General features: G+C 71.8%; 19 protein-coding genes. 9 read left to right on the top strand and 10 right to left on the bottom strand.

Features of this window, described 5'->3' with window-relative positions:
- The first annotated feature begins 14 nt into the window (after positions 1 to 14).
- From dxs to ACWEOE_RS20190, 4 genes are all read left to right on the top strand, one after another.
- Complete coding sequence (dxs, locus tag ACWEOE_RS20205) at positions 15 to 1,934, top strand: 1-deoxy-D-xylulose-5-phosphate synthase (RefSeq protein ID WP_452011183.1); 1,920 nt, start codon at positions 15 to 17, stop codon at positions 1,932 to 1,934.
- Between the two features lie 213 nt (positions 1,935 to 2,147).
- Entirely contained in the window at positions 2,148 to 3,089 is a 942-nt protein-coding gene (locus tag ACWEOE_RS20200) for a ParA family protein (protein ID WP_452011181.1), read from the top strand.
- Positions 3,086 to 3,745, top strand: coding sequence for a hypothetical protein (locus ACWEOE_RS20195; RefSeq protein ID WP_452011178.1), 660 nt, complete (start codon positions 3,086 to 3,088; stop codon positions 3,743 to 3,745). Before ACWEOE_RS20200 ends, ACWEOE_RS20195 begins: the two co-directional genes overlap by 4 nt.
- Positions 3,746 to 3,750: 5 nt before the next feature.
- Complete coding sequence (locus ACWEOE_RS20190; RefSeq protein ID WP_452011177.1) at positions 3,751 to 5,121, top strand: restriction system modified-DNA reader domain-containing protein; 1,371 nt, start codon at positions 3,751 to 3,753, stop codon at positions 5,119 to 5,121.
- A gap of 4 nt (positions 5,122 to 5,125) precedes the next feature.
- Here the strand turns inward: ACWEOE_RS20190 and ACWEOE_RS20185 are convergent, their stop codons facing one another.
- From ACWEOE_RS20185 to ACWEOE_RS20175, 3 genes are read right to left on the bottom strand one after another with little or no spacing between them, the layout of a single operon-like run.
- Positions 5,126 to 6,757: a thiamine pyrophosphate-binding protein gene (locus tag ACWEOE_RS20185; protein ID WP_452011175.1), complete on the bottom strand. Its 1,632-nt coding sequence runs from the start codon at positions 6,755 to 6,757 to the stop codon at positions 5,126 to 5,128.
- Positions 6,754 to 7,698 carry an agmatinase gene (gene speB, locus ACWEOE_RS20180; RefSeq protein ID WP_452011313.1) on the bottom strand — a complete coding sequence of 315 codons (945 nt, stop codon included), beginning with the start codon at positions 7,696 to 7,698 and terminating at the stop codon, positions 6,754 to 6,756. The genes ACWEOE_RS20185 and speB overlap by 4 nt, the downstream gene beginning before the upstream one ends.
- Before the next feature lie 30 nt (positions 7,699 to 7,728).
- The gene (locus ACWEOE_RS20175) at positions 7,729 to 9,171 is read right to left on the bottom strand and encodes a sodium:solute symporter (protein WP_452011172.1); all 1,443 of its coding nucleotides are present in this window, start codon (positions 9,169 to 9,171) and stop codon (positions 7,729 to 7,731) included.
- Between the two features lie 138 nt (positions 9,172 to 9,309).
- Here ACWEOE_RS20175 and ACWEOE_RS20170 point away from each other — a divergent pair, with 138 nt between their 5' ends.
- The 5 genes from ACWEOE_RS20170 (at position 9,310) to ACWEOE_RS20150 (ending at position 13,743) form a co-directional block, all read left to right on the top strand.
- On the top strand, positions 9,310 to 10,764 hold the full coding sequence (locus tag ACWEOE_RS20170) for a PucR family transcriptional regulator (RefSeq protein WP_452011170.1): 1,455 nt from the start codon (positions 9,310 to 9,312) through the stop codon (positions 10,762 to 10,764).
- Between the two features lie 67 nt (positions 10,765 to 10,831).
- Positions 10,832 to 11,506, top strand: a complete 675-nt coding sequence (locus ACWEOE_RS20165) for a response regulator transcription factor (RefSeq protein ID WP_452011168.1) — start codon at positions 10,832 to 10,834, stop codon at positions 11,504 to 11,506.
- Positions 11,506 to 12,639, top strand: coding sequence for a sensor histidine kinase (locus ACWEOE_RS20160; protein WP_452011166.1), 1,134 nt, complete (start codon positions 11,506 to 11,508; stop codon positions 12,637 to 12,639). Before ACWEOE_RS20165 ends, ACWEOE_RS20160 begins: the two co-directional genes overlap by 1 nt.
- A gap of 37 nt (positions 12,640 to 12,676) precedes the next feature.
- Positions 12,677 to 13,156 carry a hypothetical protein gene (locus ACWEOE_RS20155; RefSeq protein WP_452011164.1) on the top strand — a complete coding sequence of 160 codons (480 nt, stop codon included), beginning with the start codon at positions 12,677 to 12,679 and terminating at the stop codon, positions 13,154 to 13,156.
- A gap of 56 nt (positions 13,157 to 13,212) precedes the next feature.
- Complete coding sequence (locus ACWEOE_RS20150; protein WP_452011163.1) at positions 13,213 to 13,743, top strand: permease-like cell division protein FtsX; 531 nt, start codon at positions 13,213 to 13,215, stop codon at positions 13,741 to 13,743.
- A gap of 44 nt (positions 13,744 to 13,787) precedes the next feature.
- On the opposite strand, the gene ACWEOE_RS20145 is transcribed toward ACWEOE_RS20150, so the two are convergent.
- The 7 genes from ACWEOE_RS20145 to ACWEOE_RS20115 form a co-directional block, all read right to left on the bottom strand.
- Positions 13,788 to 15,899, bottom strand: coding sequence for a 3-hydroxyacyl-CoA dehydrogenase NAD-binding domain-containing protein (locus ACWEOE_RS20145; RefSeq protein ID WP_452011161.1), 2,112 nt, complete (start codon positions 15,897 to 15,899; stop codon positions 13,788 to 13,790).
- Positions 15,896 to 17,086, bottom strand: coding sequence for a thiolase family protein (locus ACWEOE_RS20140; RefSeq protein ID WP_452011311.1), 1,191 nt, complete (start codon positions 17,084 to 17,086; stop codon positions 15,896 to 15,898). Before ACWEOE_RS20140 ends, ACWEOE_RS20145 begins: the two co-directional genes overlap by 4 nt.
- A 162-nt stretch (positions 17,087 to 17,248) precedes the next feature.
- Positions 17,249 to 18,838: an allophanate hydrolase gene (locus ACWEOE_RS20135; protein ID WP_452011158.1), complete on the bottom strand. Its 1,590-nt coding sequence runs from the start codon at positions 18,836 to 18,838 to the stop codon at positions 17,249 to 17,251.
- The gene (gene uca / locus ACWEOE_RS20130) at positions 18,835 to 22,383 is read right to left on the bottom strand and encodes an urea carboxylase (protein ID WP_452011155.1); all 3,549 of its coding nucleotides are present in this window, start codon (positions 22,381 to 22,383) and stop codon (positions 18,835 to 18,837) included. Before uca ends, ACWEOE_RS20135 begins: the two co-directional genes overlap by 4 nt.
- Entirely contained in the window at positions 22,380 to 23,000 is a 621-nt protein-coding gene (locus ACWEOE_RS20125) for an urea amidolyase associated protein UAAP2 (protein WP_452011153.1), read from the bottom strand. The genes uca and ACWEOE_RS20125 overlap by 4 nt, the downstream gene beginning before the upstream one ends.
- Positions 22,997 to 23,827, bottom strand: a complete 831-nt coding sequence (locus tag ACWEOE_RS20120; protein WP_452011150.1) for an urea amidolyase associated protein UAAP1 — start codon at positions 23,825 to 23,827, stop codon at positions 22,997 to 22,999. The genes ACWEOE_RS20125 and ACWEOE_RS20120 overlap by 4 nt, the downstream gene beginning before the upstream one ends.
- A gap of 10 nt (positions 23,828 to 23,837) precedes the next feature.
- Complete coding sequence (locus ACWEOE_RS20115; RefSeq protein WP_452011148.1) at positions 23,838 to 25,337, bottom strand: amino acid permease; 1,500 nt, start codon at positions 25,335 to 25,337, stop codon at positions 23,838 to 23,840.
- Between the last annotated feature and the right edge of the window lie 39 nt (positions 25,338 to 25,376).

Genomic DNA, 25,376 nt, shown 5'->3' with positions numbered 1-25,376 from the left:
GGCGAGGTGGAGCTGTGACGATGCTGGACTCCGTACACGGACCGGCGGACCTGAAGCGCATGAGCGTCGAGGACCTCGACGAGCTGGCCGCCGAGATCAGGGATTTCCTCGTCGAGAAGGTGCGGCGGTCCGGGGGTCACCTGGGCCCGAACCTGGGTGTCGTGGAGCTCACGCTCGCGCTGCACCGGGTGTTCGACTCACCACGCGACGCGATCGTGTGGGACGTGGGTCACCAGGCGTACGTGCACAAGATCGTGACCGGCCGGCACACCGAGTTCGACAAGCTGCGCCAGCTCGGCGGCCCGACGGGGTACCCGTCGCGCGCCGAGAGCGAGCACGACCTGGTGGAGAACAGCCACGCGTCCACCGCGCTGTCCTATGTGGACGGGCTGGCGAAGGCGTTCGAGCTGTCCGGCGGCGTCCCGCGCCACGCCGTCGCGGTCGTCGGCGACGGTGCGCTGACCGGCGGCATGTGCTGGGAGGCGCTCAACAACATCGCGGCCAACAAGGACCGTCCGGTCGTGATCGTCATCAACGACAACGGCCGGTCGTACTCGCCGACCATTGGCGGGGTGGCCGACCACCTCGCGTCGCTGCGGCTGCAGCCCGGCTACGAGCGCCTGCTCGACGGTGGGCGCGAGATCCTGCGCAACACCCCGGTGGTGGGCAAGCCGATCTACGCCGCGCTGCACGCCGCCAAAGCCGGCATCAAGGACGCCCTGAGCCCGCAGGTGATGTTCTCCGACCTGGGCCTGAAGTACCTCGGCCCGGTCGACGGCCACGACCTCGTGGCGCTGGAGAAGGCGTTCCAGAGCGCCCGCGCGTTCGGCGGCGCCGTGATCGTGCACGTGGTCACCGAGAAGGGCCACGGCTACGCGCCCGCGGTGAACCACCAGGCCGACCAGATGCACCAGACCGATCCGATCGACCCGGAGACCGGCCTGCCGCCTGTGAAGGGCCCCAGCTGGACCGGCGTGTTCGGCGACGAGCTCGCGAAGATCGGCGCCGAGCGCGAGGACGTGGTGGCCATCACCGCGGCCATGCTGCGCTCGACCGGCCTGGAGAAGTTCGCCGAGGCGTTCCCCGACCGCTGGTTCGACGTCGGCATCGCCGAACAGCACGCCGTGACGTCCGCGGCGGGCCTCGCGATGGGTGGTTACCACCCGGTCGTGGCGGTCTACTCCACGTTCCTCAACCGCGCGTTCGACCAGGTTCTCATGGACGTCGCGCTGCACCGCCAGCCGGTGACCTTCGTGCTCGACCGCGCGGGCATCACCGGTCCCGACGGCCCCAGCCACCACGGCATGTGGGACCTCTCGTTGCTCGGCATGGTGCCCGGCATGCGCGTCGCGGCCCCCCGCGACCCGGGCTCCCTGCGCGAGGAACTGCGCGAGGCCGTGGCCGTGGCCGACGGCCCGACGGCGCTGCGCTTCTCGAAGGGCACCGTCGGCGCCGACCTGCCCGCCGTCGAACGCCTCGGCACGGTCGACGTGCTGCGCCGCCCGCGCGAGTCCTGCACCCCGGACGTGCTGCTCGTGGCGGTCGGCTCGTTCGGCAAGCTGGGGCTGGCCGCCGCCGACCGCCTGGCCGACCAGGGCATCGGCGTGACGGTCGTGGACCCCCGCTGGGTCGTCCCCGTGCCGGCCGAACTGGTCGCCCTGGCGGACCAGCACAAACTCGTGGTGACCGTCGAAGACAGCGGCCGTCACGGCGGCTTCGGCTCGGCCCTGGCCGCCGTCCTCCGCGACGCCGACTGCGACGTGCCACTGCGCGACCTGGCGGTGCCGCAGACCTTCCACGACCACGGCTCCCGCGACGAGGTCCTGGATCGCGTGGGGTTGACCGCCCAGGACGTGGCGCGCCGGATCACGGAGTGGGCGTCGGGGCGGCTGGGTGTGGCGCAGGACGTTCCGGCGGAGAATCCGCGGGGCTGAGTTTCCGGTTTTCCACGGCGGGTCCCGGTCACCGGGGCCCGCCTTTTGTTGCGAGGAATTGTTGTCGCAACGACAGACAATTCCGTTGACGGTTAGGACATTCGGCTCATTACAGGAGCTCATTCGGGGCCATTTCGCGTTCCGCTGGTTGTCTTCCGCAAAATGCATCTGCAAGGGTCTCCTCGCTGGATCGCGAGCACAGGGGAGATGCGCATGCGGGTCGTGGCGGTCATGAACTACAAGGGCGGCGTGGGAAAAACCACGCTGACCGCAAACCTCGGCGCGGTCGCCGCGACCCGGGGGTTGAAGGTGTTGCTGCTCGATCTGGATCCGCAGACCAATCTGACTTTTTCGTTCTATTCCGTCGAAGACTGGCAAGACCGGCTCAAGGATGGGCGCACGATCAAGCAGTGGTACGAGGGTGACATGCCCGGCCGGGACGTTTCGCTGGCCGATCTCGTCGTCACGCCCGAGCGGGTCAACAAGCTCCTCGACGACACGGGCGGCCGGCTCGACCTCATCTCCTCCCACCTCGGGCTCATCGACATCGACCTCGAACTCGCCGCGAAGCTCGGCGGCACGACGATGGGCTCGTCGCAGCGCAAGTTCCTCGACCTGCACGGCTGCCTGCGCAACGCCTTGCAGGACAGCCAGTTCCAGGGCTACGACCTCGTGCTCATCGACTGCGCACCCAATTTCGGCCTGGTCACCAAGACCGCGATCGTCGCCTGCGAGCAGATCCTCGTGCCCGCGAAGGCGGACTACTTGTCGACACTCGGGCTGGACTACCTCCACGGCAACTGCGCTTCCCTCGTCGAGGAGTTCAACGACTACGCCAACCACAAGGGCGGCACCGAGGACCACTGGCCGATCGACCCGTCGTTCCTGGGCGTGGTGTTCACGATGGTCCAGATCTACTCGCAGCAGGTCACGCTCGCGCAGCACAACTACATCGAGCAGGTTCGCCTGAACTCGCAGGTTCCGTTGCTGGAGAGCAAGGTCCGCAACAGCCCGCGCCACTTCGGCGATGCAGGGGAGAGCGGCATTCCGGCCATGGTGCGCGCGTCCGCGGCCAAGGACGAGGTGGTCCGGGAGTTCGACCAGCTCGCTGACGAGGTCCTGGGCGCGCTGGAGCTGACGGGTGGCGCCCGGTGACCGAGCTGAAGCCCTTGGTCACCCTGCAGGCGCAGTTGTTCGCGTTCCTCGCGCAGCAGGACGAGGCGACCCTGCAGGCGCTCGCCTCCGGAGAAGCACGGTTGGCCATTGTCGGCGCGTCGGGTGAGGCTGCCCCGGACACTTCGGTCGCCACGCCGCTCAGCGAATCCGAGCGGCTGTTGCGGGAACTGTCGACGCTGGCCACCGAAGATCAACGCCGGGACCACTTGGTCACGCGCAACCCGTCGAAGCGGACGTTGCAGGACGTGGCGAAAGCGCTGCGGATACGGAAGTTCAGCCACCTCCGGGTCGCCGGCCTGGTGGATCTCCTGGCTCGTCACGGAGTCGCCGAAGCCGAACCGCCCACCCGTGCGACGGAGCCCCGCCCGCCCCGGGAACCCGCCCCGCGGGTCGAACCGCAGAAGTCGCCGGCCGAGGTCGCCGCCATCGTCGTGCGGCTGCGTGAAGCCGAGAACGACGAGGAAGGCGCCGAATACCTCCGCGAACAGCAGCTCGACCGGGCGAGCCTGCTCGCCGTGGCAGCGGCGCTGCAGCTCACCCGCGTGGAGCGGCTGAGCCGGGCCGACCTGGAGAAGAAGGTGCTCAACCAGGCCATCGGCGCTCGGCGCAAGTTCGCCGGGCTGCGGAGCTGGTGAGCACCGTGGCCGACGGAGCCGAAGACACCACCGGCGGTCGCTCGATGTACCTGCTCGGCGGTCGCCGGGTCATGGTCGCTGATCTGCTCAGCAACGGGTTGATCGAGCCCGGTACCAAACTCCAGTTCAAGCGGGCCCGCATCGGCGACACGTTCCACGCGACCGTGACCGACCAGGGCCGCATCCGGCTCGAACCGGGTGGTGAGGAGTTCCGCTCGCCGTCGCGGGCGGCGATGGTGGCGGCCGGCATGCGGGCCGTCGACGGGTGGCGGGCGTGGGTCGTCGTGGGCCAGGACAAGCTTCTGGACGCCGTCCGCCAGGAGCTGCTCGACCAGGCGATCACCGCCGAGGCGGCCAAGGCGACCCAGGAATCCGAAGATCAGCGGCGCCAGGCCGTCCACGAGCGGCTCAGGCAAGCCCGCACCCGCGCGGACGACGACAAACCCGAGAAGGTCTCCGTCCGTGAACTCCTCGGGTTCTGGGGCGCGAAGGACCGGGGTGACCAGGTCAGCCAGATCGAAACGGACCTGGCCAACCACGGTCTGGTGACCGTGCCGGGGTTCCGGGCGGTCACGCTCGACACCTTCGTGGAGCTGAGGACACCTCCCGAGGACACCACCGCCGCGGACGACGCTGCGGCCGGTGAGGACGACGAGGGCGACCTGGACGTCAGGACCAAACTCGGCAACCTGACCGAGCTGGACGGCGTCGAGTCGGTCAGCCCGAACAGCACGCTCGAAGAAGCGATCACCAAGATGATCCTCAACGACGTGTCGCAGCTCGCCGTGCTCAACGGTCCCCGCAATCTCCGCGGCGCGATCACCTGGCAGTCGATCGCGGAAGCGCGGCACCGCAAGCCCGAGGCCGCGCTCGCGGACGCCGTCGACCCCAGTGCACAGGCCCTGCCCTACGACCGCGACCTCTTCGAAGTCCTGCCGGTGTTGCAGGAGCGCAAGTTCGTGTTCGTCCTGGACCAGACGCGAGCGGTCATGGGCGTGGTCACGACCACCGACGTGGCCCGGCACTACGGCCAGCTGTCCACCCCGTTCGTCCAGCTCGGCGAGCTCGACCAGACGTTGCGGTGGATCGTGAGCCGCGCTTTCGACCTCCCCACGATCCGGCCGCTCTGCGCCAGGAAGATCACCGGCTTCGACCAGCTCACCATGGGCGACTACCAGAACATCCTGGGCAGCAGGGAGCTCTGGCCGAAACTCGGCTGGCCCCTGGACCGCGAGGTCTTCACCGCGCGCTTGGACGAGATCCGGCTCATCCGCAACAAGGTCATGCACTTCCACCCAGACCCCGCGCCGCCGGACGCCGTCGACAAGCTCCGCCAGTTCAACAAGATGCTGCACAAGTACCGCGAGCTGCTCTAGCCGCTCAACCCCAGTGGGTCGCCGCGAACATCTTCAGCACCGTCGGCAGCACGACCACCGAAGGCCCCGGCGTCCGCAGTGCCTTCGCCACGTCCGCCCCCACGGTATCCACAGTGGACAGGACCGCCGGGATCCCGAACGATTCCGCCAGCGCCACGAAGTCCGGCCGCGCCAGTTCGGTGGCCGTCGTGGAGCCGAAGGCGTCCGTGAGGTATTCGCGCAGGATGCCGTAGCCGCCGTCGTCGAGGATGAGCCAGGTGACGTCGGGGGAGTGCTGGCGGGCGGTGGCGAGTTCCGCCAGGCCGTACATGGCGCCGCCGTCGCCGGAGACGGCCAGGGTGGGGATGCCGGTGGCTGCGGCGCCGAGCGCGCCGGGCAGGCCGAAGCCGAGGCCGCCGGCGCCCTGGGCGGTGTGGATCGGCGCGCCGTCGGGCGGCCACGCCGACCAGGCCCAGTAGGCGGCGATCGTCATGTCCCAGAACGTTTGCGTGCCCGACGGGACCGCGGCGCGCAGATCGGCGAGGAGCCGGCGTTCCACTGCCAGGTCCTGACCGTCCAATCGGGACTCGACGCGGCCGAGCAGCTCGGCCACGGCGGCCTCGGCTCGTCCGTTCGCCGGCCGCGCCGGGACGTCCAGCGCCTTCAGGAACAGCCGCACGTCGGCGTGGATGCCGAGCGCGGGGTAGTTCGACTCGAGCTTGCCGAGGTCCGCCTCGACCTGGATCACGCGGCCGCGGGGCGCGAACTCGCGGTAGTTGCTCGACAGCTCACCGAGCCCGGAGCCCAGCACCAGCAACACATCCGCCGCCGCGAGGAACTCCGTGGTGTGCCGGTCCTCCATCCACGACCGTGCGGAAAGCGAGTGGTCCCACGGGAAAACGCCCTTGCCGCCGAAGGTCGACACCACCGGGGCCCGCAGCGTCTCGGCCAGGGCCAGCAGCTCGGCCGCAGCGCCGGACCGCAACGCGCCGCCGCCGGCCAGGATCACGGGGTTGCGTGCAGCCGCCAGAAGGCGAGCCGCCTCCGCGACCAGCTCCGGCAACGGCGGCAAGGGCACGGGCGCAGCCGACACCGAGGTCAGCGGTGGCAGAGCGACCTCAGCGAGCAGCACGTCCTGCGGGATCTCGACCCACACCGGCCCGTACGGCACCGTCGCCGCGGTCGTCCACGCCTCGCGCAGCGCCGTCGGGATCTGGCTCACGGTGCGGACCACGTGCACCGACTTCACGACGTCGCGGAAGCTTGCCTGCTGGTCGGGCAGCTCGTGCAGGTAGCCGTGGCGTCCGCCGCCGAGCCCGGCGACCGGGATCTGGCTGGAGATCCCCAGCACCGGCACCGAAGCCGCGCGTGATTCCTGCAGGGATGCCAAGGTCAGCAACGCCCCCGGGCCGGTCGACACGACCATCGGGGTCACCGGCACCGGACCGTCCGGCGAGGCGGCCAGCCGCGCGCGGGCGAACCCGTCGGCCGCGAACGCCAGGTTGTTCTCCACGCGCGAACCCACCACGCGCACGTCGTCCGCGCGCCGCAGTGCTTCGAACAGCCCCAGCGCGTGCTGGCCCGGCAGCCCGAACACCGTGTCGGCGCCGAGCGCCCGCAGCGTCTCGACGACCACGTCACCGCCGATGCGCGTCACTGGGACTTCCCCAGGGCCAGCAGGCTCACCAGGTCATACGCCACGTGCGAGGCCGCGATGGCGGTGATCTCCGCGTGGTCGTAGGCGGGGGCCAGCTCGACGACGTCGGCGCCCACGAGGTGCAGGTCGCGCAGCCCGCGCAGGATCTCCAGCAGCTCGCGGCTCGTCATGCCGCCCGCCTCGGGCGTGCCCGTGCCGGGCGCGTGCGCGGGGTCGAGCACGTCGATGTCCACCGACACGTACAGCGGCCGGTCGCCGATGCGTTGCCGCAGCGCGTCCACGGTCTCGTCGATGCCGCGGCGCAGCACGTCACCCGAGGTGACGATGCCGAAGCCCAGCCGGCGGTCCTCATCCAGGTCGCGCTTGCCGTAGAGCGGCCCGCGCGTGCCGACGTGGGAAAGCGCCGCGGTGTCGAGGATTCCCTCCTCCACGGCCCGGCGGAACGGCGTGCCGTGCGTGTAGGGCTCGCCGAAGTAGGTGTCCCACGTGTCGAGGTGCGCGTCGAAGTGCAGCAGCGCCACCGGGCCGTGTTCCTGCGCCGTGGCGCGCAGCAGCGGCAACGCAATGGTGTGGTCGCCGCCGACCGTCACCAGCCGGGTGCCGTCGGCCATCAGCGCCTCGGCGTCCTGGTGCACCCTCTCGATCGCCTCGCCGATGTGGAACGGGTTCACCGCGATGTCGCCCGCGTCCACCACCTGCCGCTCGGCGAACGGCGACACGTCCAGCGCCGGGTGGTACGGCCGCAGCAGCCGGCTGGCCTCGCGCACGGCGGCGGGGCCGAACCGCGCGCCCGGCCGGTAGGACACGCCGGAGTCGAACGGCACGCCGACCACGGCGACGTCGGCGCGCTCGACCTCGTCGATCCGCGGCAACCGCGCGAAGGTCGCGAAGCCGGCGAAGCGCGGGATGCGCGACGAATCGAGCGGGCCGATCGGGGGCAGGTCACTCACTGCGGGTTCTCCTTCGGGGTTTCAGGCTCGCGCGGCCGCGGGGGCCGCCTGCTCCTCGGCGGAGGGAGCACCGTTCAGGCGCCGCGTCCACACCGACAGGATGTTTTCGGGGGTGCGTGGCGTCGCGAGGCTCACCGCGACGTAGACGACCAGGCTCGCGCCGAGACCCCAGTAGATCGGGCTGTTGGCCGCCACGCCGTCGATGATCATGAACGCGATCACGAACCCGGTGCCGGCGACCATCGACGCGTACGCGCCGTGGCGCGTGCCGCGCTTCCAGAACAGCGCGCCCAGGATCGTGACCAGCAGGCCGCCGACGAGGATGTCGTAGGCGATGGTGAGGGCGTTGACCACGTCGTCGACGACCATCGCGATGCCGATCGCGACGATCCCCAGCACCAGCGTCGTGATCCGGTTGCGCAGCACTTCGCCGCCCCTGAGTCCGATCCGCCGCAGCAGGTCCGACGTCGTGGTGGTGGCGCACGCGATCAGTGCACCGCTGGAGGTCGACATGAGCGCCGACAGCGCGGCGGCCAGCACCAGCCCGCGCACGCCGGTGGGCAGCAGGCGTTCGGCGATGGTGGCGAACGCGTCCTGCGCGCTGCCGAGGTCGGGGTAGAGCACCTTCGCGGCCGTGCCGATCAGCGCGCCCGCCACGCCGTAGACGAGGCAGTAGACGCCGGAGACGATGCCGCCACCGGTGGCGATGCGCGGGGTGCGGGCGGTGAACACGCGCTGCCAGATGTCCTGCCCGATCAGCAACCCGAAGGTGTAGATGAGGAAGTAGGTGAGGATGGTGTCGCCGCCGATCGAGGCGAACTCGAAGTAGCTCGCGTCGAGTTCCTCCGCCATGCCACCGAAACCACCCGCCGATACCAGCGCGATCGGCAGCAGCACGAACAGGATGCCGATCGTCTTGATCACGAACTGCGCGATGTCGGTGAGCGTGATCGACCACATGCCGCCGAGCACCGAGTACAGGACCACGATCGAGCCGCCGATGGCGATGCCCGCCCAGCCCGGGATGGCGAACAGGACCTTGAAGATCGACGCGAACGCCAGCGTCGAGGTCACGGTGAGCATGAGCGTGTAGCCCCACATGACCACCCCGGACACGGCACTGGTGCGGCCGCCGTAGCGCAGGTCCAGCATCTCGCCGACGGTGTACACGCGCAGCTTCACCAACCGTCGTGCGAACACCGTGTGCAGCACGAGGATGCCGACGCCGATCGTGACCACGAGCCACGCGCCCGAGACGCCGTAGGTGTAGCCGAGCTTCACGCCCCCGACCGTCGAAGCGCCGCCGAGCACGACGGCCGACATCGTGCCGGAGTACATGAACCAGCCGAGCCGCCGGCCCGCCACGAGGTAGTCGGACTTCGTCTTCGCCAGGCGCAGGCCGATCCAGCCGACACCGATCATGCCGGCGATGTAGAGCGCGATCACCGCGTAGTCGCCGCCCACGGGGTCCTCCTCGGTTCTGCGGGGGTGGTCGGGTCACCGTAGGTTCGCGAGCCACCACTCCGGCATGGGACGATCCGGCCAGGAATCGTCGGAAGCCGGGATGAAATGACCCAGATTCTCGAGCATCATTCCGCGGACGTGAATGTCCCGCTACGGACGGTCGTCGGCAACCCGGAGCTCGCGCTCGACGTCGTGCAGGAGACACTGCGGCCGGGCGCGCTCGACGCGCCGGTGCGCTGGGCGCACGTGAGTGAGCTCGACGACCCGGCGCCGTACCTGCTCGGGGCCGAGCTGGTGCTCACCGCGGGGGTGAACCTGCCGCGCGAGCCCGAGCAGTACGTTCGCCGCCTGCGCGACGCCGGGGTGACCGCGCTGGGTTTCGGCCTCACGCCGACCGTGTCGGAGACGCTTCCCGACCCGCTGCGGGAAGCGTGCGTGCGCCACGGCTTGCCGCTGGTCGTCGTGCCGCCGAGCACACCGTTCCTGGCGATCAGCCGGGCCGTCGCCGTCGCGCTGGCCGAGGCGGGGCAGCGCGAACAACGCCGCACGGCCGTCGCGCGCGAAGCCCTGACGCGAGCCGCGGTCGACGGCATGGGCGCTCTGGTCACGGCACTGGCCGAGCGGCTGCGGGGCTGGGTGGCCCACGTCGGGCCCGCTGACACGCTCGTGGCCGGTCACGACGCACCGCAGCCGCTGCCGGCCGAGGTCGCCGAGCTGCTGGCGACACTGCGCGCCGGGTCAGGCATCCGCAGCGCCACCACGGAGCTGGCGGACGGCACGTACGTGGTGGCACAGCCGGTTTACCCCCAGGCGACGGCCGCGCACCTGCTCGTGGTCGGCCGCCGGCACCGCTTCGACGGCGGTGACCGCGCGATCCTCGCCGTGGGCACGGCCCTGCTCGGGCTCGTCGGCCGCGCCGGCTCCGACACGGCCGAGCTGGGCGCGGCGGCCACCGGCTTGCTGCTCGGCCAGAGCGGCGCGGACGTCCTGCCGGCGCTGCTGGGGTCGGCCGAGTGCCGGCTCGTGGCCGGCGTCGCGCACCGTCGTGGTCCGGACGAGGTCGCGGCGCGCCCCGACTGGCTGCGCGTGCACCTCGACACGCCACTCGTGCAAGTCCGGCCCGGGCCGGGCTTCCTGGCCGTGGTCGGCGCGGCGCCCGAGCTCGACGGGTTGCGCGAACACGGCTGGCTCGCCGTCGCCGGCTCACCGGTGTCCGCGGACGGCCTGCCCGGCGCGCTCGCCGAGGCGCAGCTGCTGCTCGCCCGCGCGCAGGCCCTCGGACGGCCCGTGGCGGCGGCCGACCCGCTCGGCTTCGACGCGCTCGTGACCCCCGCCGCTGCGGCCGGGTTCGCCGAGCGGCTGCTCGCGCCGCTGCGGGAGCTGGATCGCGCGCACGACCGTGAACTGGTGGCGACGCTGCGGACCTGGCTCGCGCACCACGGCGGCTGGGACCGCACGGCCGCCGAACTCGGGGTGCACCGCAACAGCGTGCGGCACCGGATCGGGCAGGCCGAGCGCGCGCTGGGCGTGGATCTCGCGGATCCGGAGACGCGGATGCGGTTGTGGTTCGCGCTGCGCTGGGCCTCGGCTTGAGGCGTCGGCGGCGAGTGTCCATTCAGGTCTCTCAGGTGCTCTCAGGAAACTGTGGGATTGTGGTCTGGTGCGTGTTCTGGTAGTCGAAGACGAAGAGCCCTTGGCCGACGCGATCGCCCGCGGCCTGCGCCGTGAGGGCATGGCGGTGGACGTCGCGTTGACCGGCGACGACGGCCACGAGAAGTCGTCCGTCACGCGGTACGACGTGGTGTTGCTCGACCGCGACCTGCCCGGGATGTCGGGTGACGAGCTGTGCCGCGAGATCGTTGCGTCGGGGGAGCTCACGCGGGTGCTCATGCTCACCGCGAGCAGTTCCGTGTCCGACCGCGTCGACGGGCTGTCCCTCGGCGCGGACGACTACCTCGCGAAACCCTTCGCGTTCCCCGAGCTGGTCGCCCGCGTGCGCGCGCTCGGCCGCCGCGCGACGCCGGCCGCCCCGCCGCTGCTCACGGCGGGCGACGTGGAACTGGACCCGGCCAAGCGCATCGTGCGCCGCGCCAACGGGCCCATCGACCTCACGCGCAAGGAGTTCGGCGTGCTCGAGGTGCTGCTGTCGGCCGCCGGTTCGGTGGTCAGCAGCGAAGAGCTGCTGGAGCGCGTGTGGGACGAGAACGCCGACCCGTTCACCACCACGGTGCGGGTCACCGTGATGACCTTGCGCAAGAAGCTGGGTGAGCCCGGGATCATCGAGACCGTGGTGGGCTCGGGCTACCGCGTGCCGGTCGCGGAGGCCGGCGCGTAGTGGACCTGCCCGGCACACGCAGCCTGCGGGCCCGGGTCACGATCCTCGCGACCGTGCTGGTGGCCGCGGCCGGGCTGCTCCTGCTGTGGCTCGCGTGGTCGCTCGTGGGCGACGCGGTCGACGCCGTGCCGCACATGCCGCCCGGCACGATCGTGCGCGTGGACGGGGTCGACGTGGACGCGTCCACGCTCGCGCAGCACCTGCGCACGCACGCGGTGAACCGGGTGCTGATCTTCGGCTCGCTGGCGTTCTGCTTCGTGGTCGCCGCGGCGGCGATCCTCGCGTGGACCTTCACCTCGCGCGTGCTGCTGCCCCTGCGCGAGATCACCGGCACCGCCCGCCGGCTCTCCGTGGAGTCGCTCGGCGAGCGCATCGGCGAGATCCGCTCGCGCGACGAGCTGGCCGAGCTGGCCCGCACGTTCGACGACATGCTCGACCGCCTGCAGGCGGCGTTCGACGCGCAGCGGCACTTCGTCGCCAACGCCAGCCACGAGCTGCGCACGCCGCTCGCGGTCATCCGCACGGAACTCGACGTGACGTTGTCCGACGACGACGCGGACGAAGCCGAGCTGCGCCGCATGGGCGGCGTGGTCCGCGACGCCACGGAACGCGCGGGCCAGCTCGTGAACTCCCTGCTGCTGCTCGCCCGCACCGACGGCGCCGGTCTGGTGGTGCGCGAACCGGTCGACCTCGCGGTGCTCGTCGGGCGTGCGTGGGCGGCCGTGCGCGCGGAGGCTTCTTCACGAGGCCTGCGCGCCGAGTTCTCGCTGGCGCCCGCCCCCGCCTTCGGCGATCCCGCCCTGCTCGAACGCATCGCCGGCAACCTCGTGGAAAACGCCGTGCGCCACAACGTCGACGGCGGCTGGCTCGAAGTCTCCACCCAACCCGGGCCGCAGTGGTCGACGCTGCGGGTGCGTTCGTCGGGCGGGCTGGTGGATCCCGCGGCGGTGCCGGAGCTGTTCGAGCCCTTCCGCCGCGCCGGCGTCGCCCGCACGGCCCGCTCGGGCGCCGGACTGGGTCTCTCGATCGTGCGCGCCGCCGTCCAGGCCCACGGCGGCGCGATCTCGGCGGAACCGGTGGTGGGCGGCGGGTTGACGGTCACCGTGCACCTGCCGGTGGGGCCGGCCCACTGATCGGTAACGTTCCCGCGCCCTTCACAGATGATCGTGCGTGGGAATTCGTGTGTGGCGCTGGCTCGCGCCGGTTGTGGTCGTCGCGCTGGGCGTCGGCGTCGGGGCCGCCTTCCTGCTCGCCGGGTCGGTGCGCGCCGGGGCATCGTCGGCGGCGTCGGCCGGGCACCAGCCGTGCGTGGCCGAGCAGGTCTACTTCCGCGACGACGACGCGATGCGCCGCGCGGCCGCGGTGCTCGAGAACGACCCGGAAGCTCGCCGGGTCGACCTCGATCCCCAGGCCTTGACCTGGTCGGCATTCAAGAAGCTGTACCAGGGGGACCCGGCGAAAATCGCGGCGACGAGTGAAAGTGCCATGCCGGCGACGGTGGTCGTGCTTCCGGTTCAGGGCACCGATCTCAACCGGTACGCCGCCGAGTTCAGGCAGCGGTTCCCGGACGCCAGGAAGGTCCAGCAGCTGGACGTCGAGGCAGTGTGGAAGAAGAACCACCCTGGCGCACAGGGTTTCGTCTGCAACTAGCCCCCGGCGGCGCCGGAACCGGGACCGGTCCCGGCTCGGGGTGTGATGATCTGACCATGGGGATTCGCATCTGGCGCTGGCTCGCCCCGGTACTGGTGGTCGCGCTGGGCGCGGGCGTCGGGCTGGCCTTCGTCACGGCGGCGATCGTGCGGCCGGCGCCGTTGCCGGTCGATCGCACGCCCGTGCCGCTGGCCGGGCACAAGCCGTGCGCGGCCGTGCAGATGTTTTTCGACGCCGGTACCGACTGGCGTGACATCGACCGCGAAATGCGGAGGGTGGCCGCGGCGCTCGCGAACGACCCGAAAGCGCGCCGCGTGTACACCCAGACCCAGGCCGAGAGCTGGGCGGAGTTCAAGCGGCTCTTCGCGGATCACCCGGATCTCATCGCCCAGGTCGAGGAGGCGGACCTGCCGGCGGTGGTCACCGTGATCCCGGTCCCGCGCACCGACCTGACCGACTATGCGGCCGAGCTGCACCGTCGCTTCCCGACTGCCGACAAGGCGCAACCCTACGACGTCGACTCGCTCGCGAAGACCCTGCCTTCGAACCGGCGCGGCCCCGCCTGTCCACCGGCCGGCGAGCGGTGAAACCGGGGTGGCCGTCCACACAGGACAGCCACCCCGGGCAGAACTCAGGCCACCGGCACCGAAGCGACGCCCGGAGCCAGGAACGGCTTCCCGTTCACCCGCTCCGAAACGCCCGCCCGGTCGAGGTAAGGCGTGATCCCGCCGTTCCAGAACGGCCAGCCCGCGCCCAGCAGCAGGCACAGGTCGATGTCCTGCGCCTCGGCCACCACACCCTCGTCGAGCATGATGCGGATCTCCTCGGCGATGGCGTTCAGCGCGCGGTCGCGCACCTGCTCGGCCGTGGACGGGTTGTCACCCTGCGTCCACAGCTCGGCGACCTCGGGGTCGACCGACGCCTTGCCCGAAGAGTCCCAGGTCCACACGCCCTTCTTGCCCGCCTGCACGAACTTCGCGAGGTTCTCGCTCACCGTGAAGCGGTCGGGGAACGAGCCGTGCAGCGTTTCGCCCACGTGCAGTGCGATGGCCGGGCCCACGAGCTGCATGAGGTTCAGCGGCGACATCGGCAGGCCCAGCGGCTCCAGAGCCGAGTCGGCCACCTCGAACGGCGTGCCCTCGTCCACGGACACCAGCACCTCGCCGAGGAAGCGCAGCAGCAGCCGGTTCACGACGAACGCGGTGGCGTCTTTCACCAGCACGCTCGACTTCTTCAGCTGCTTGCCGACCGAGAACGCCGTGGCGAGCGTGGCGTCGTCGGTCTTCTCGCCGCGCACGATCTCCAGCAGCGGCAGCACGGCCACCGGGTTGAAGAAGTGGAACCCCACCACGCGCTCGGGGTGCCGCAGCTTCGACGCCATCGCGCTGATCGACAGCGACGACGTGTTCGTGGCCAGGATCGCCTCCGGCGACACGTGCTGCTCCAGCTCCGCGAACACCGCCTGCTTCACGCCCAGCTCTTCGAACACGGCCTCGATCACGAAGTCGGCGTCGGCGAACGCGGCCTTGTCGAGCGAGCCGGTCACCAGCGCCTTGAGCCGGTTGGCGCCGTCCGGTGACACGCGCTTGCGCGCCAGCAGCTTGTCGATCTCGTCGTGGACGTAGCCCACGCCCTTGTCCACGCGCGCCTGGTCGACGTCGGTGAGCACCACCGGCACCTTGAGACGGCGCACGAACAGCAGCGCGAGCTGGCTCGCCATCAGGCCCGCGCCCACGATGCCGACCTTGTTCACCTTGCGCGCCAACGACTTGTCCGGCGCGCCGGCCGGCCGCTTCGCGCGCTTGTTCACGAGGTTGAACGAGTACAGCCCCGCGCGCAGCACATCGGACATGAGCAGCTCGGCCAGGCCATCGGTCTCGGCGGCGTAACCCCGGTCGAGGTCGTTCTCCCGCGCCAGCTCCAGCAGCTCCACGGCCTTGGTCGCGCCGGGCGACGCGCCGTGCGTGCGACCGTCCACGATGGACTTGGCCCGCGTGATGGCCGCGTCCCAGCCTTCACCGCGGTCGATCTCGCGCCGGGCCGGCGTGACCTCGCCGCGCACGACCTTCGCGAGCCACAGCAGCGACTGCTCGAGGTAATCGGCCGAGCCGAACACCTCGTCGACGATGCCGAGCTCGGCCGCCTGCTTGACGCCCAGCATCTTGTTCTGCGCCAGCGCGTTCTCGATGATCACGGTCACGGCCGCGTCGGCCCCGATGAGGTTCGGCAGCAGCTGCGTGCCGCCCCAGCCCGGGAACAGGCCGAGGAACACCTCGGGGAACGCGATCGCCGCCGTGTTCTCCGACAGCGTGCGGTAGTGGCACGACAGCGCGAGCTCCAGCCCGCCGCCCATCACCGCACCGTTGACGAACCCGAACGTCGGGATCGTCGACTCGGTCAGGCGGCGGAACACGTCGTGGCCGGTCTGCGCGATCTTGCGCGCCAGCGCCGGGTCGGACACGGCCTCCACCCCGGACAGATCCGCGCCGACGGCGAAGATGAACGGCTTGCCCGTCACCGCGATCGCCGCCGGCTCGGCCGCGAACGCCGTGTCCAGCGCGGCGTTCAGCGACACCAGACCCTGCGGGCCGAACGTGCTCGGCCGGGTGTGGTCGTGGCCGTTGTCGAGCGTGATCAGCGCGACGGGCTCGTCGAGCCCGGGCACCTTCACCAGGCGCGTTTTCGCCTCGGTGACGACCTCGTCCGGGAACGCGGCCTTCGCCTCTTCAGCGGTGAACATCACTTCGCCCCCTCGAACGCCGGGTTCTCCCAGATCACGGTGCCGCCCATGCCGATGCCGATGCACATGGTGGTCATGCCGTAGCGCACGTCGGGGCGCTCGGCGAACTGGCGCGCGAGCTGCGTCATCAGCCGCACGCCGGACGAGGCCAGCGGGTGGCCGCACGCGATGGCGCCGCCCCACTGGTTCACGCGCGGGTCGTCGTCGGCGATGCCGAAGTGGTCGAGGAAGGCGAGCACCTGCACGGCGAACGCCTCGTTGATCTCGAACAGGCCGATGTCGTTGATCGACAGGCCGGTACGCTTGAACAGCTTCTCGGTCGCCGGCACCGGGCCGATGCCCATGACCTCGGGCTCGACGCCCGCGAACGAGTAGCCGACCAGCCGCATCGCGACGGGCAGGCCCAGCTCGCGCGCGGTTTCCTCGTCGGCGAGGATCGACGCGGTGGCCCCGTCGTTCAGGCCCGCCGCGTTGCCCGCGGTGATCCGGCCGTGCGGACGGAACGGCGTCTTGAGCTTCGCCAGCTGCTCCACGGTGGTGCCCGGCCGCGGCGGTTCGTCCTCAGTGGCCAGTCCCCAGCCGAGTTCCTTGCTTCGGATGGCGACGGGCACCAGTTCGGGGCCGATCTTGCCGGTCTTCACGGCTTCGGCGTAGCGCTCCTGACTGCGTGCGGCGTAGGCGTCGGTGCGCTCCTTGGTGATGCCGGGGAACCGGTCGTGCAGGTTCTCCGCGGTCTGGCCCATCACGAGCGCGGTCGGGTCCACCAGCTTGTCGGCGATGATGCGCGGGTTCGGATCCACGCCCTCGCCCATCGGGTGGCGGCCCATGTGCTCGACGCCGCCCGCGATGGCGATGTCGTACGCACCGAAGCCGATGCCGCTCGCCACCGTGGTCACGGCCGTCATCGCGCCCGCGCACATGCGGTCGATGGCGAAGCCTGGCACCGACTTCGGCAGCCCGGCCAGCAGCGCCGCCGTGCGGCCGATGGTGAGGCCCTGGTCACCGATCTGGGTCGTCGCCGCGATGGCGACGTCGTCCACCCGCTCGGGCGGCAGCTCGGGGTGCCGCCGCAGCAGCTCCCGGATGGCGTTGACGACCAGGTCGTCCGCGCGGGTCCCGGCGTAGATGCCCTTGTCGCCTGCCTTGCCGAAGGGCGTGCGTACCCCTTCGACGAACACGACGTTGCGCACCCCTCGCGCGGTCGGCGCAAGGGGCGGCGTTGCTGGTGCGGCCACGAATGCTCCTGAAGTAGACAGAAATCCTGTCCGCACGATAGCCCTTGTTACCCACGGGTAACCAGTCGAGTGGCCCGGATGAGTGGGGGACGGCACACTCCCGGGCGGCGGGCGCCCTCAGGCGCGCAGGTGGGCGAGCCAGCCTCCCTTCGCCGAAATGTCCTCCGCGCCGGCGAGGGCCGCCGGTTCGCAGAGGAAGCCCGAGACCTCCGAGCCGTCGGCGAGCCGCACCCGCCCGATTGCCAGCGGCGCGGGGACCGCCGCCACGAAGGCGCCGAAGCCCTCCACCGGGAGGTCCCACACCTCGGCCGCGATCGCAACGCCGTGCTCCGACACGCGCACGAGCCCGGGCTTCGGCGGGATCGTGGACAGGGCGTGCAGCCGGTACTCGGCCGCCGTTTCGGTCGCGGTGACGAACCGGCCCCCGCGCGAGGTCAGTTCGTGGTTGAGCGGCTGTCCCCGCAGGTGGGCCCCGACGACGGCGAGCCGCACCCGGCGCTCGACGCCGCGGGCCAGCGCGGCCAGCCGGGCGTCCGTGTTCGCCGGGCCGACGAGCATCACCCCGAACGGCAGCCCGCCCGCCGTCCCGCCGGGCACGGCGAGCGCGGCCAGGCCGAGCAGGTTGGCGAAGTTCGTGAAGCGGCCCAGTGCGGCATTCGTGCCGACCGGGTCGGCGGCCACCTCGGCGATCGTCGGGTGGCCGGTGGTGGTCGGTAGCAGCAGGGCGTCCACGGTGGCGAGCACGGCGTCGGCCTCGCGTTTGAGCCGCGCGAGCGAGGCCTGATCGGCGAACACCCGGTGCGCGGGCAGGTCGCGTGCCGCGGCGATGATGCCCGCGACCGTCGGATCGACGTCATCGAGGTGCTTCTCGACGAACTCGCCCACCGCGGTGTAGCGCTCGGCGACGAACGAGCCCTCGTAGAGCAGCCGGGCCGCGGCGAGGAAGGGCGACAAGTCCACAGTGGTCACGACCGCGCCGGCCGCGGCGTAGTCCGCCACCGCGGCGGCGTAGGCCTCGGCCCAGCCCTCCCGCAGCGGACCCAGGGCGGCCGGGACGCCGATCCGGAACGCACCCCCAGCCGACAGGCACCGCAGCGCGAACTCCGCTTCGGCCACCGTGCGCGCGAAGATCGACACGCAGTCGATGCTCGCGCACGCCGGCACGACACCGTCCGTCGGCAGCAGCCCCGGCGTCGGTTTCAGGCCGACGACCCCGTTGAACGCCGCCGGGACCCGGCCCGACCCCGCCGTGTCCGTGCCGAGTGCGAGGTCCGCGATCCCCAGCGCGACGGCGACCGCGGACCCCGAACTCGACCCGCCCGACACGTACGCCGGATCGACGGCGTTGCGCACCGCGCCGTACGGGCTGCGCGTGCCGACGAGCCCGGTGGCGAACTGGTCGAGGTTCGTCGTGCCGAGGACCAGCGCGCCGGCCGCCTTCAAGCGGGCGACCACGGGTGCGTCGGCTTCGGGCAGGGACGCGTACGCCGGGCACCCGGCCGTGGTCGGCAACCCGGCGACGTCGATGTTGCCCTTGATCGCGGCGAGCCGGCCGTAGAGCGGCAGCGGCTCGCCCGCGGTGTACCGGGCTTCGAGTGCCGCGGCTTCGGCGAGCAGGTCCGCCTCCGGCCGCAGATCGACCCAGATCTCCGGCCGGTCGACCTGCTCGACGCGCCGGTACGCGGCGCGCACGCGTTCGCTGATCACCCGAGCACCACCAGCGGGGTGCCGGGCGCGACCTGGTCGCCGGGGGACACGAGCACCTCGAGCACCTTTCCGTCGGCGGGCGCGGGGATCCGCGCCTCGGTTTTCATGGCTTCCAGCGTGACCAGCGACTGCCGGTGGTCCACCCGCGTGCCCGCCTCGACGTCCACCCGCCAGACGGTGGCGGCGAACGGCGCCTCGACGACGTGCCCGCCGGGCGGTGCCTGTACGCGGGCCGGCGGCCGGGTGACGGGCTCGGGCTTCGGGTCGAACTCGCCCGCTGCCGCCCAGGCGCGGCGTTCCGCCTCGAAGGCCGCCGACTGCGTGGCGCGGAACGCGGCGATGCTCTCGGCGTGGTCGGCGAGGAACCGCTGGTAGTCGGCGAGCCGGAACTCCCCTTCGGTGATGTCGAGCTCGAGCTGGCCCGCGGAACCGCGGGCCCGCAGGTCGAGCAGCTCGTCGGCAGACACGGGGTACCACGAGATCCGGTCGAAGAACCGCAGCAGCCACGGCGAACCCGGCTCGAACGCGCCGCGCTGGTGCCAGCCGCTCCACACCTGCACGGTGCGCCCGACGAACTGGTACCCGCCGGGCCCCTCCATCCCGTAGACGCACAGGTACGCGCCGCCGATGCCCACCGAGTTCTCGGCCGTCCACGTCCGCGCCGGGTTGTACTTGGTGGTCACCAGCCGGTGCCGCGGGTCCAGCGGTGTCGCCACGGGTGCGCCGAGGTAGACGTCGCCGAGCCCGAGCACCAAGTACTCCGCGTCGAACACCGTGCGGTACACCTCGTCCACATCGGACAGACCGTTGACGCGTCGGATGAACTCGATGTTCCAGGGGCACCACGGGGCGTCGTCGCGTACGCCGGTCATGTAGCGCTCGATCGCCTCGCGCGTCGCCGGGTCGTCCCAGGAAAGCGGCAGCCGCACACCGCGGCTCGGCACCACCAGGTCCGCCGTGCCCGGCAGGTCGTCCTCCAGCTCACGGACGAGGCCGAGCGCCTTGCCGACCGGCAGCGCGTCCGGGTCGACGTGCACCTGCAGCGACCGGATGCCCGGCGTGAGGTCGACGATCCCCGGCACCCCCTCGGCGGCGAGGCGCTCGGCCAGCGCGTGGACGCGCATCCGCAGCGCGAGGTCGAGGGTCATGTCGCCGTATTCGACGAGCAGGTTGTCGTCGCCGCTGCGCCGGTAGGTCACCGATGGCTCGTCCTCGGCCGCGGCCCGCCGGGCGAGCACGCCGCCGTCGTCGAGGACCCCGCGGCTGGCGAGCAGCGGTCCTGCCGGGCGGCGGCGCAGGGCTGCCGCGTGGTCGCTGTCGATCGGGACGAAGCGCACGGTGTCGCCCGGCCGCAGCTGGCCGAGTTTCCAGCGCTCGCCGGTCGCGACCGTCGCGGGGCAGACGAACCCGCCGAGGCTCGGCCCGTCCGGGCCCAGCAGGATCGGCAGGTCGCCGGTGTAGTCGACGGCGCCGATCGAGTAGGGCGTGTCGTGGATGTTGGACGGGTGCAGCCCGGCTTCACCACCGTCCTCCCGCGCCCACTGCGGGCGGGGGCCGACCAGCCGGACCCCGGTGCGGGCGGAGTTGAAGTGCACCTGCCAGGCGGTGCGGTAGAACGTCTCGATGTCGGCCGGTGTGAAGAACTCCGGTGCGGCGTGCGGACCTTCGAGCGCGCCGATCGTCCACTGTGCACTCAGCCGCGGCCGGTCGCCGGCGGGGACGGCGCCGGCGACCGGGTCCGCCGGCTCGGGCCCTGGGGTGAGCACGTCGCCCGCGGCGAGCGCGCGCCCGCCGTGCCCGCCGAACCGGCCGAGGGTGAACGTCGCCGCGCTGCCGAGGAACTCCGGCACGTCGAGGCCACCCCGCACGAGCACGTAGCTGCGCAACCCGGCCGTGCCCGCACCCACGTCGAGCGTGCCGCCCGCCGGGACGGCGAACGGGGTCCAGGCGGGCACCGCCGAGCCGTCGAGAAGCACGGGTGCGGTCGCACCGGTCACGCAGACGGTGGCCTCGGCCGAGAACCGGAGCGTGACACCGTCCACAGTGCACTCGAGACCGGGTGCGCCCTCGGGGTTGCCGAGCGCGAGGTTGCCCAGCCGCAGGGACAGGTCGTCCATCGGGCCGGACGGCGGCACCCCGACGTGCCAGAACCCGGTGCGCCCCGGCCACTCCTGCACGGTGGTCATCGTGCCGCCGCGCACGACGTCGATCCGCGGCTCGGCGTCGGTGACGGCGTCGAGCGTGGCGGTGTCGTGCCGGGCGGTCGTGAACGCGGGAGCCAGCGCCGCCGCGCGGAGCTGCCCGAGGTTCGTGCGGACCCCGCCGACGGCGGTGCCCGCGAGCGCCGCACGCAGGTTCGCCAGCGCGTCCGCGCGGTCGGTGCCGGTGCAGATCACCTTGGCCAGCAAGGGATCGTAGTGCGTGGTGACGGTGGCGCCGGCCTCGATCCACGTGTCCACGCGGACGTCGGACGGCAGCGTCACACCCGTGATGAGGCCGGCGCTCGGCCGGTGGTTCGCGCTCGGGTCCTCGGCGTACACCCGGGCCTCGAAGGCGTGCCCGCGCGGCTCGGGAACGGCGGTGAACATCCCGCGGTCGCCCTGCGCGAGCCGCAGCATCCAGCCCACCAGATCGATGCCGTAGACCGCCTCGGTCACCGGGTGCTCGACCTGCAGGCGGGTGTTGACCTCGAGGAACGCCGCCTCCTCGCGCACGGGGTCGTACACGAACTCGACCGTGCCGGCCGAGCGGTAGCGCACCGACGAACACAGCGCCACCGCCGCGTCGGCCAGCTGCCGCCGCACGGCGTCCGGCAGGTCCGGCGCCGGGCACTCCTCCACGACCTTCTGGTTGCGGCGCTGCAGTGAGCAGTCGCGCGTGCCCAGCGCGAGGACCGTTCCCGCGCCGTCGCCGAACACCTGCACCTCGACGTGCCGGGCACTCGTGACCAGCCGCTCCAGGAACACGCCGGAGCTGGCGAAGCTCTTGGCCGCCACGCTGCGCACGGCCTCCCACGCGGCGGACAGTTCCTCGGCCGACGCGCACGCGCGCATCCCGATCCCGCCTCCGCCGCCGGTCGCCTTGAGCATCACCGGGTAACCGATCTCGCGGGCTCGCGTCAGCGCCTCGTCGACGTCGGCCAGCAGCCCCGTGCCCGCCAGCAGCGGCACGCCGGCGGCGATCGCGGCCTCGCGTGCGGTGTGCTTGCTGCCGAACACCTCCAGGTGCTCCGGCGCCGGGCCGACGAACGCGATCCCGGCGTTCTCGCACGCGCGGGCGAACGCGGTGTCCTCGCTGAGGAAGCCGTAACCCGGGTGGATCGCGTCGGCGCCGGTGTCCAGTGCTGCACGGATGATGGCGTCGGCCAGCAGGTAGCTTTCGGCCGCGGGTGCCGGGCCGAGCCGCACGGCCTCGTCGGCCAGGCGGACGTGGGGCGCGGTGCGGTCGGCGTCGGAGTACACGGCGACGGTCGGGATGCCCAGCTCCCGGGCGCCGCGCAGGAGGCGGACCGCGATCTCGCCGCGGTTGGCGACCAGCAGTTTCACGCCGCACGCTCCGGTTCGGTCACGACCATCCGCACCGGCGTCGGGTCGAACCCGTTGCAGGGGTTGTTGATCTGCGGACAGTTGGACACGAGTACGAGCACGTCGGTTTCGGCCCGCAGGCGGACCTCCAGGCCCGGCGCGGAGATGCCGTCGACGATCCCGAGTGTGCCGTCGGCCTCGACCGGGACGTTCATGTACCAGTTGACGTTGCTCACCAGATCGCGTTTGCCCAGGCCCCATTTGCTCCCCTCGATGAGGAAGTTGTCGGCGCAGGCGTGCTGGAACCGGGTGTGCTGGCCGTAGCGGAGGCTGTTGGACTCCTTGCTGCACGCGCCGCCGAGCGTGTCGTGGCGGCCGCAGGTGTCGGCGACGACGGTGACCAGCGGAGAGCCCTCGCCGGAGCGCAGCACGCTGCCGGTGGTGAGGAAGATGGTGCGCTGCGCGGCGATCGTCGCGGCGGCGCTGTAGCGGCGTGAGGTGTTTTCCGCGTCGTAGCAGAGGAAATCGACGGCCTGGTTGCCGCCGAGGTCGATGATCGTGAGCTCCTGGCCGCGGCGCAGCACCGTGGAGAACGGGGCGCGCGCGGGGACTTCGACGTCGAGCACGGTCGTGGTCATGCGATCCCCCGGGCGGTGAGGTGGTCGGCGGTGTTCTCGAAGGCACGCTGCACTTCCGGCGTGTGCGTCCACTCCGGACTGCCCGGCCCGGTGGGGCGGTCGCGCCAGGCGAGGACTCGCAGTGGGCTCACGGTGTAGTCCTCGCGCGGGTCGAGCGGGTGCGCGGTGTTGGCCAGGAGCACGATCACGGGCAGTTCGATCCGCAGGTCCACCGAGGTCCCGGCGCCCGCGGAGCCGGTGAACGCCAGCTCGCCGTCCGCGCCGACCCGCACGCCCTGGAAGAACGACAGGCTGGGCGCGAGGTCCCGGGGCCCCAGCCCGTTTTTCGCCGCGGCCAGCGTGAACAGTGCGTTGCCGGCCGGTGCCGGCCCGTGCGGTGATCCGTCGCCGTAGCGTTCGATGTTGCCGTCCACAGTGGACGTTCCGCACAACGCGTCGTGCCGGCCGCTGGTGTCGGCCACGACGGTCGCGAGCACCCGCGCCTGGTCCGAGAGCAGCGCGACGGACGCGCCGAGGTAGGCGTTCCACTGCACCTTCACGGTGTCGGCGACGTTGAGCCGCTCCCACGGCTGATCGGCGTGGAACAGCAGCAGGTGCGCGCAGGCATCGCCCTCGGGGTCGGTGAGCCGCAACCGGGTGCCGCGGGCCAGCACCTTGTGCGTGTAGCCGCCGCCGGCCACGGTCTCGGCCCAGGTCAGCGTGGCCGGATCGACGCCGGGCGGTGCGGGTGACGAGGTCGCCGGGATCGTCGGCATGGTGTCGACGACCGTGCCGGCTTGGGCCCGGGCGTGGTCGCGCGCGCCGTACGTGGTTGCCGTCGTGGTCATGGTCGTCCTCTCAGACTGCGGGTTCGAAGGCGGGGGAGGTGGCCCGGCGCAGCCGCAGCCAGCAGAACCAGCCGATCAGCAGCGCGGCGCCGACGAATTCGACCGGGAAGAGCAGCAGCCACGGCGAACCCGAACCGGCGAGGTCGTAGATCTCCGCGCGGGGCCAGGCGATGTTGACGATCATGACCACGCCGTAGGCCACCGCGGCGACGTTCACCGGGATCGCCCAGCGGCCCAGCGAGAACAGGCCGGGCTCGGCGGGGAACCGCCCGCGCAGCCGGCGCAGCAGCAGCGGTCCGGTGACGAGCAGGTAGGCGAGGTAGACCACGACCACCGACGTGCCGGTGATCGTGCTGAACAGCGTCGGGTTGCCGACGTTCACGCCGAGCAGCGCGATCGCCAGCGCACCGGAGATGACGGCGGGCCACAGCGGCGTGCCGGTGCGCGGGTTGACTCCGGACAGCCGCGCGGAGAACGGCAGGGCGTTGTCGCGGGCCATCGCGTAGATCAGCCGGATCGTGCCGGTCTGGATGGTGAGCGTGCAGACGACCACGGCGATCGCGACGTCGGCGAGGAAGACCCGGCCGAAGGTGTCACCGAAGACAGCGGTGATCACGTACGGCAGGCCCTGGCCGGCGAGCCGGCCGTCGGTCAGGCTCGGCGCGGCCATGAGCGCGGTGAGCACCACGGCGAGCCCTCCGAGCCCGGACACCAGCACCGCGCGCAGCACGGCTCGCGGGGCCGCCCGGCGGGCGTCGCGCGTCTCCTCCGCGACCGACGCGGCGGTGTCGAAGCCGTACAGCACATACGCGGCCATCAGCGCCGAAGCCAGAACGCCGCCGAGACCGGCCGCGGATCCGCCGTCACTCACCGGGAGGCTGTGCACCACGACCTGCGGCCCGCGGACGGCGAACAGGGCCAGGCCGCCGATGAGCACGACGACGCCGACGAGTTCCGCGGCGACTCCGACGTCGTTGATCCGGGCCATCACGCGGACGCCGGCGGCGTTGACCACCGTGGTGAACACGATCAGCAGCGTGCCGAGCAGCACCGCGTTCGTGGCGCCGGTCGCCGACGTCACCGAGGGGTCCCCGCCGACGAGCTGGAACCCGCTCCACACGGAGGGGAGCACGATCTGCAGCGCGATCGCCGCGGCCGCCAGCGCGACCACGCAGCCGAGCAGCATCATCCAGCCCGCGAGCCAGCCGGCGAAACCGCGGGCGAGCTGCTTGGCCCATTGGTACACGGACCCGGCGAGCGGGTAGCGGGCGGCCAGTTCCGCGAAGACGAGGGCGACGAGGAGCTGCCCAGCGAGCACGAACGGCCACGACCAGAAGAACAGCGGGCCACCGAAGGTGTAGCCGAAGCCGAAGAGCTGGAAGACGGTGGTGAGGATCGAGACGAAGGAGAAGCCGGCCGCGAAGGCGGAAAAGCCGCCCAAGCTGCGGCGGAGCTCCTGGCGGTAGCCGAACTGCGTGAGGTCGTCGGAGGGGACCGAGGGCGCGGGCATGCGAGGCTCCCGTCTGCTGGCGGGTATTTCGATCGGGTG

The sequence above is a fragment of the Amycolatopsis sp. NPDC004368 genome (assembly GCF_053602515.1).
Note: the sequence above shows the minus strand (reverse complement) of the source record. Positions and strands in the feature narration are given on the sequence as shown.

Bases quoted from the DNA above. Each gene is read 5' to 3' on its own strand.
- ACWEOE_RS20200 (WP_452011181.1), top strand. From the start codon at position 2,148: ATGCGGGTCGTGGCGGTCATGAACTACAAGGGCGGCGTGGGAAAAACC.
- ACWEOE_RS20150 (WP_452011163.1), top strand. From the start codon at position 13,213: ATGGGGATTCGCATCTGGCGCTGGCTCGCCCCGGTACTGGTGGTCGCG.
- ACWEOE_RS20125 (WP_452011153.1), bottom strand. From the start codon at position 23,000: ATGACCACGACCGTGCTCGACGTCGAAGTCCCCGCGCGCGCCCCGTTC.
- ACWEOE_RS20120 (WP_452011150.1), bottom strand. From the start codon at position 23,827: ATGACCACGACGGCAACCACGTACGGCGCGCGCGACCACGCCCGGGCC.
- ACWEOE_RS20115 (WP_452011148.1), bottom strand. From the start codon at position 25,337: ATGCCCGCGCCCTCGGTCCCCTCCGACGACCTCACGCAGTTCGGCTAC.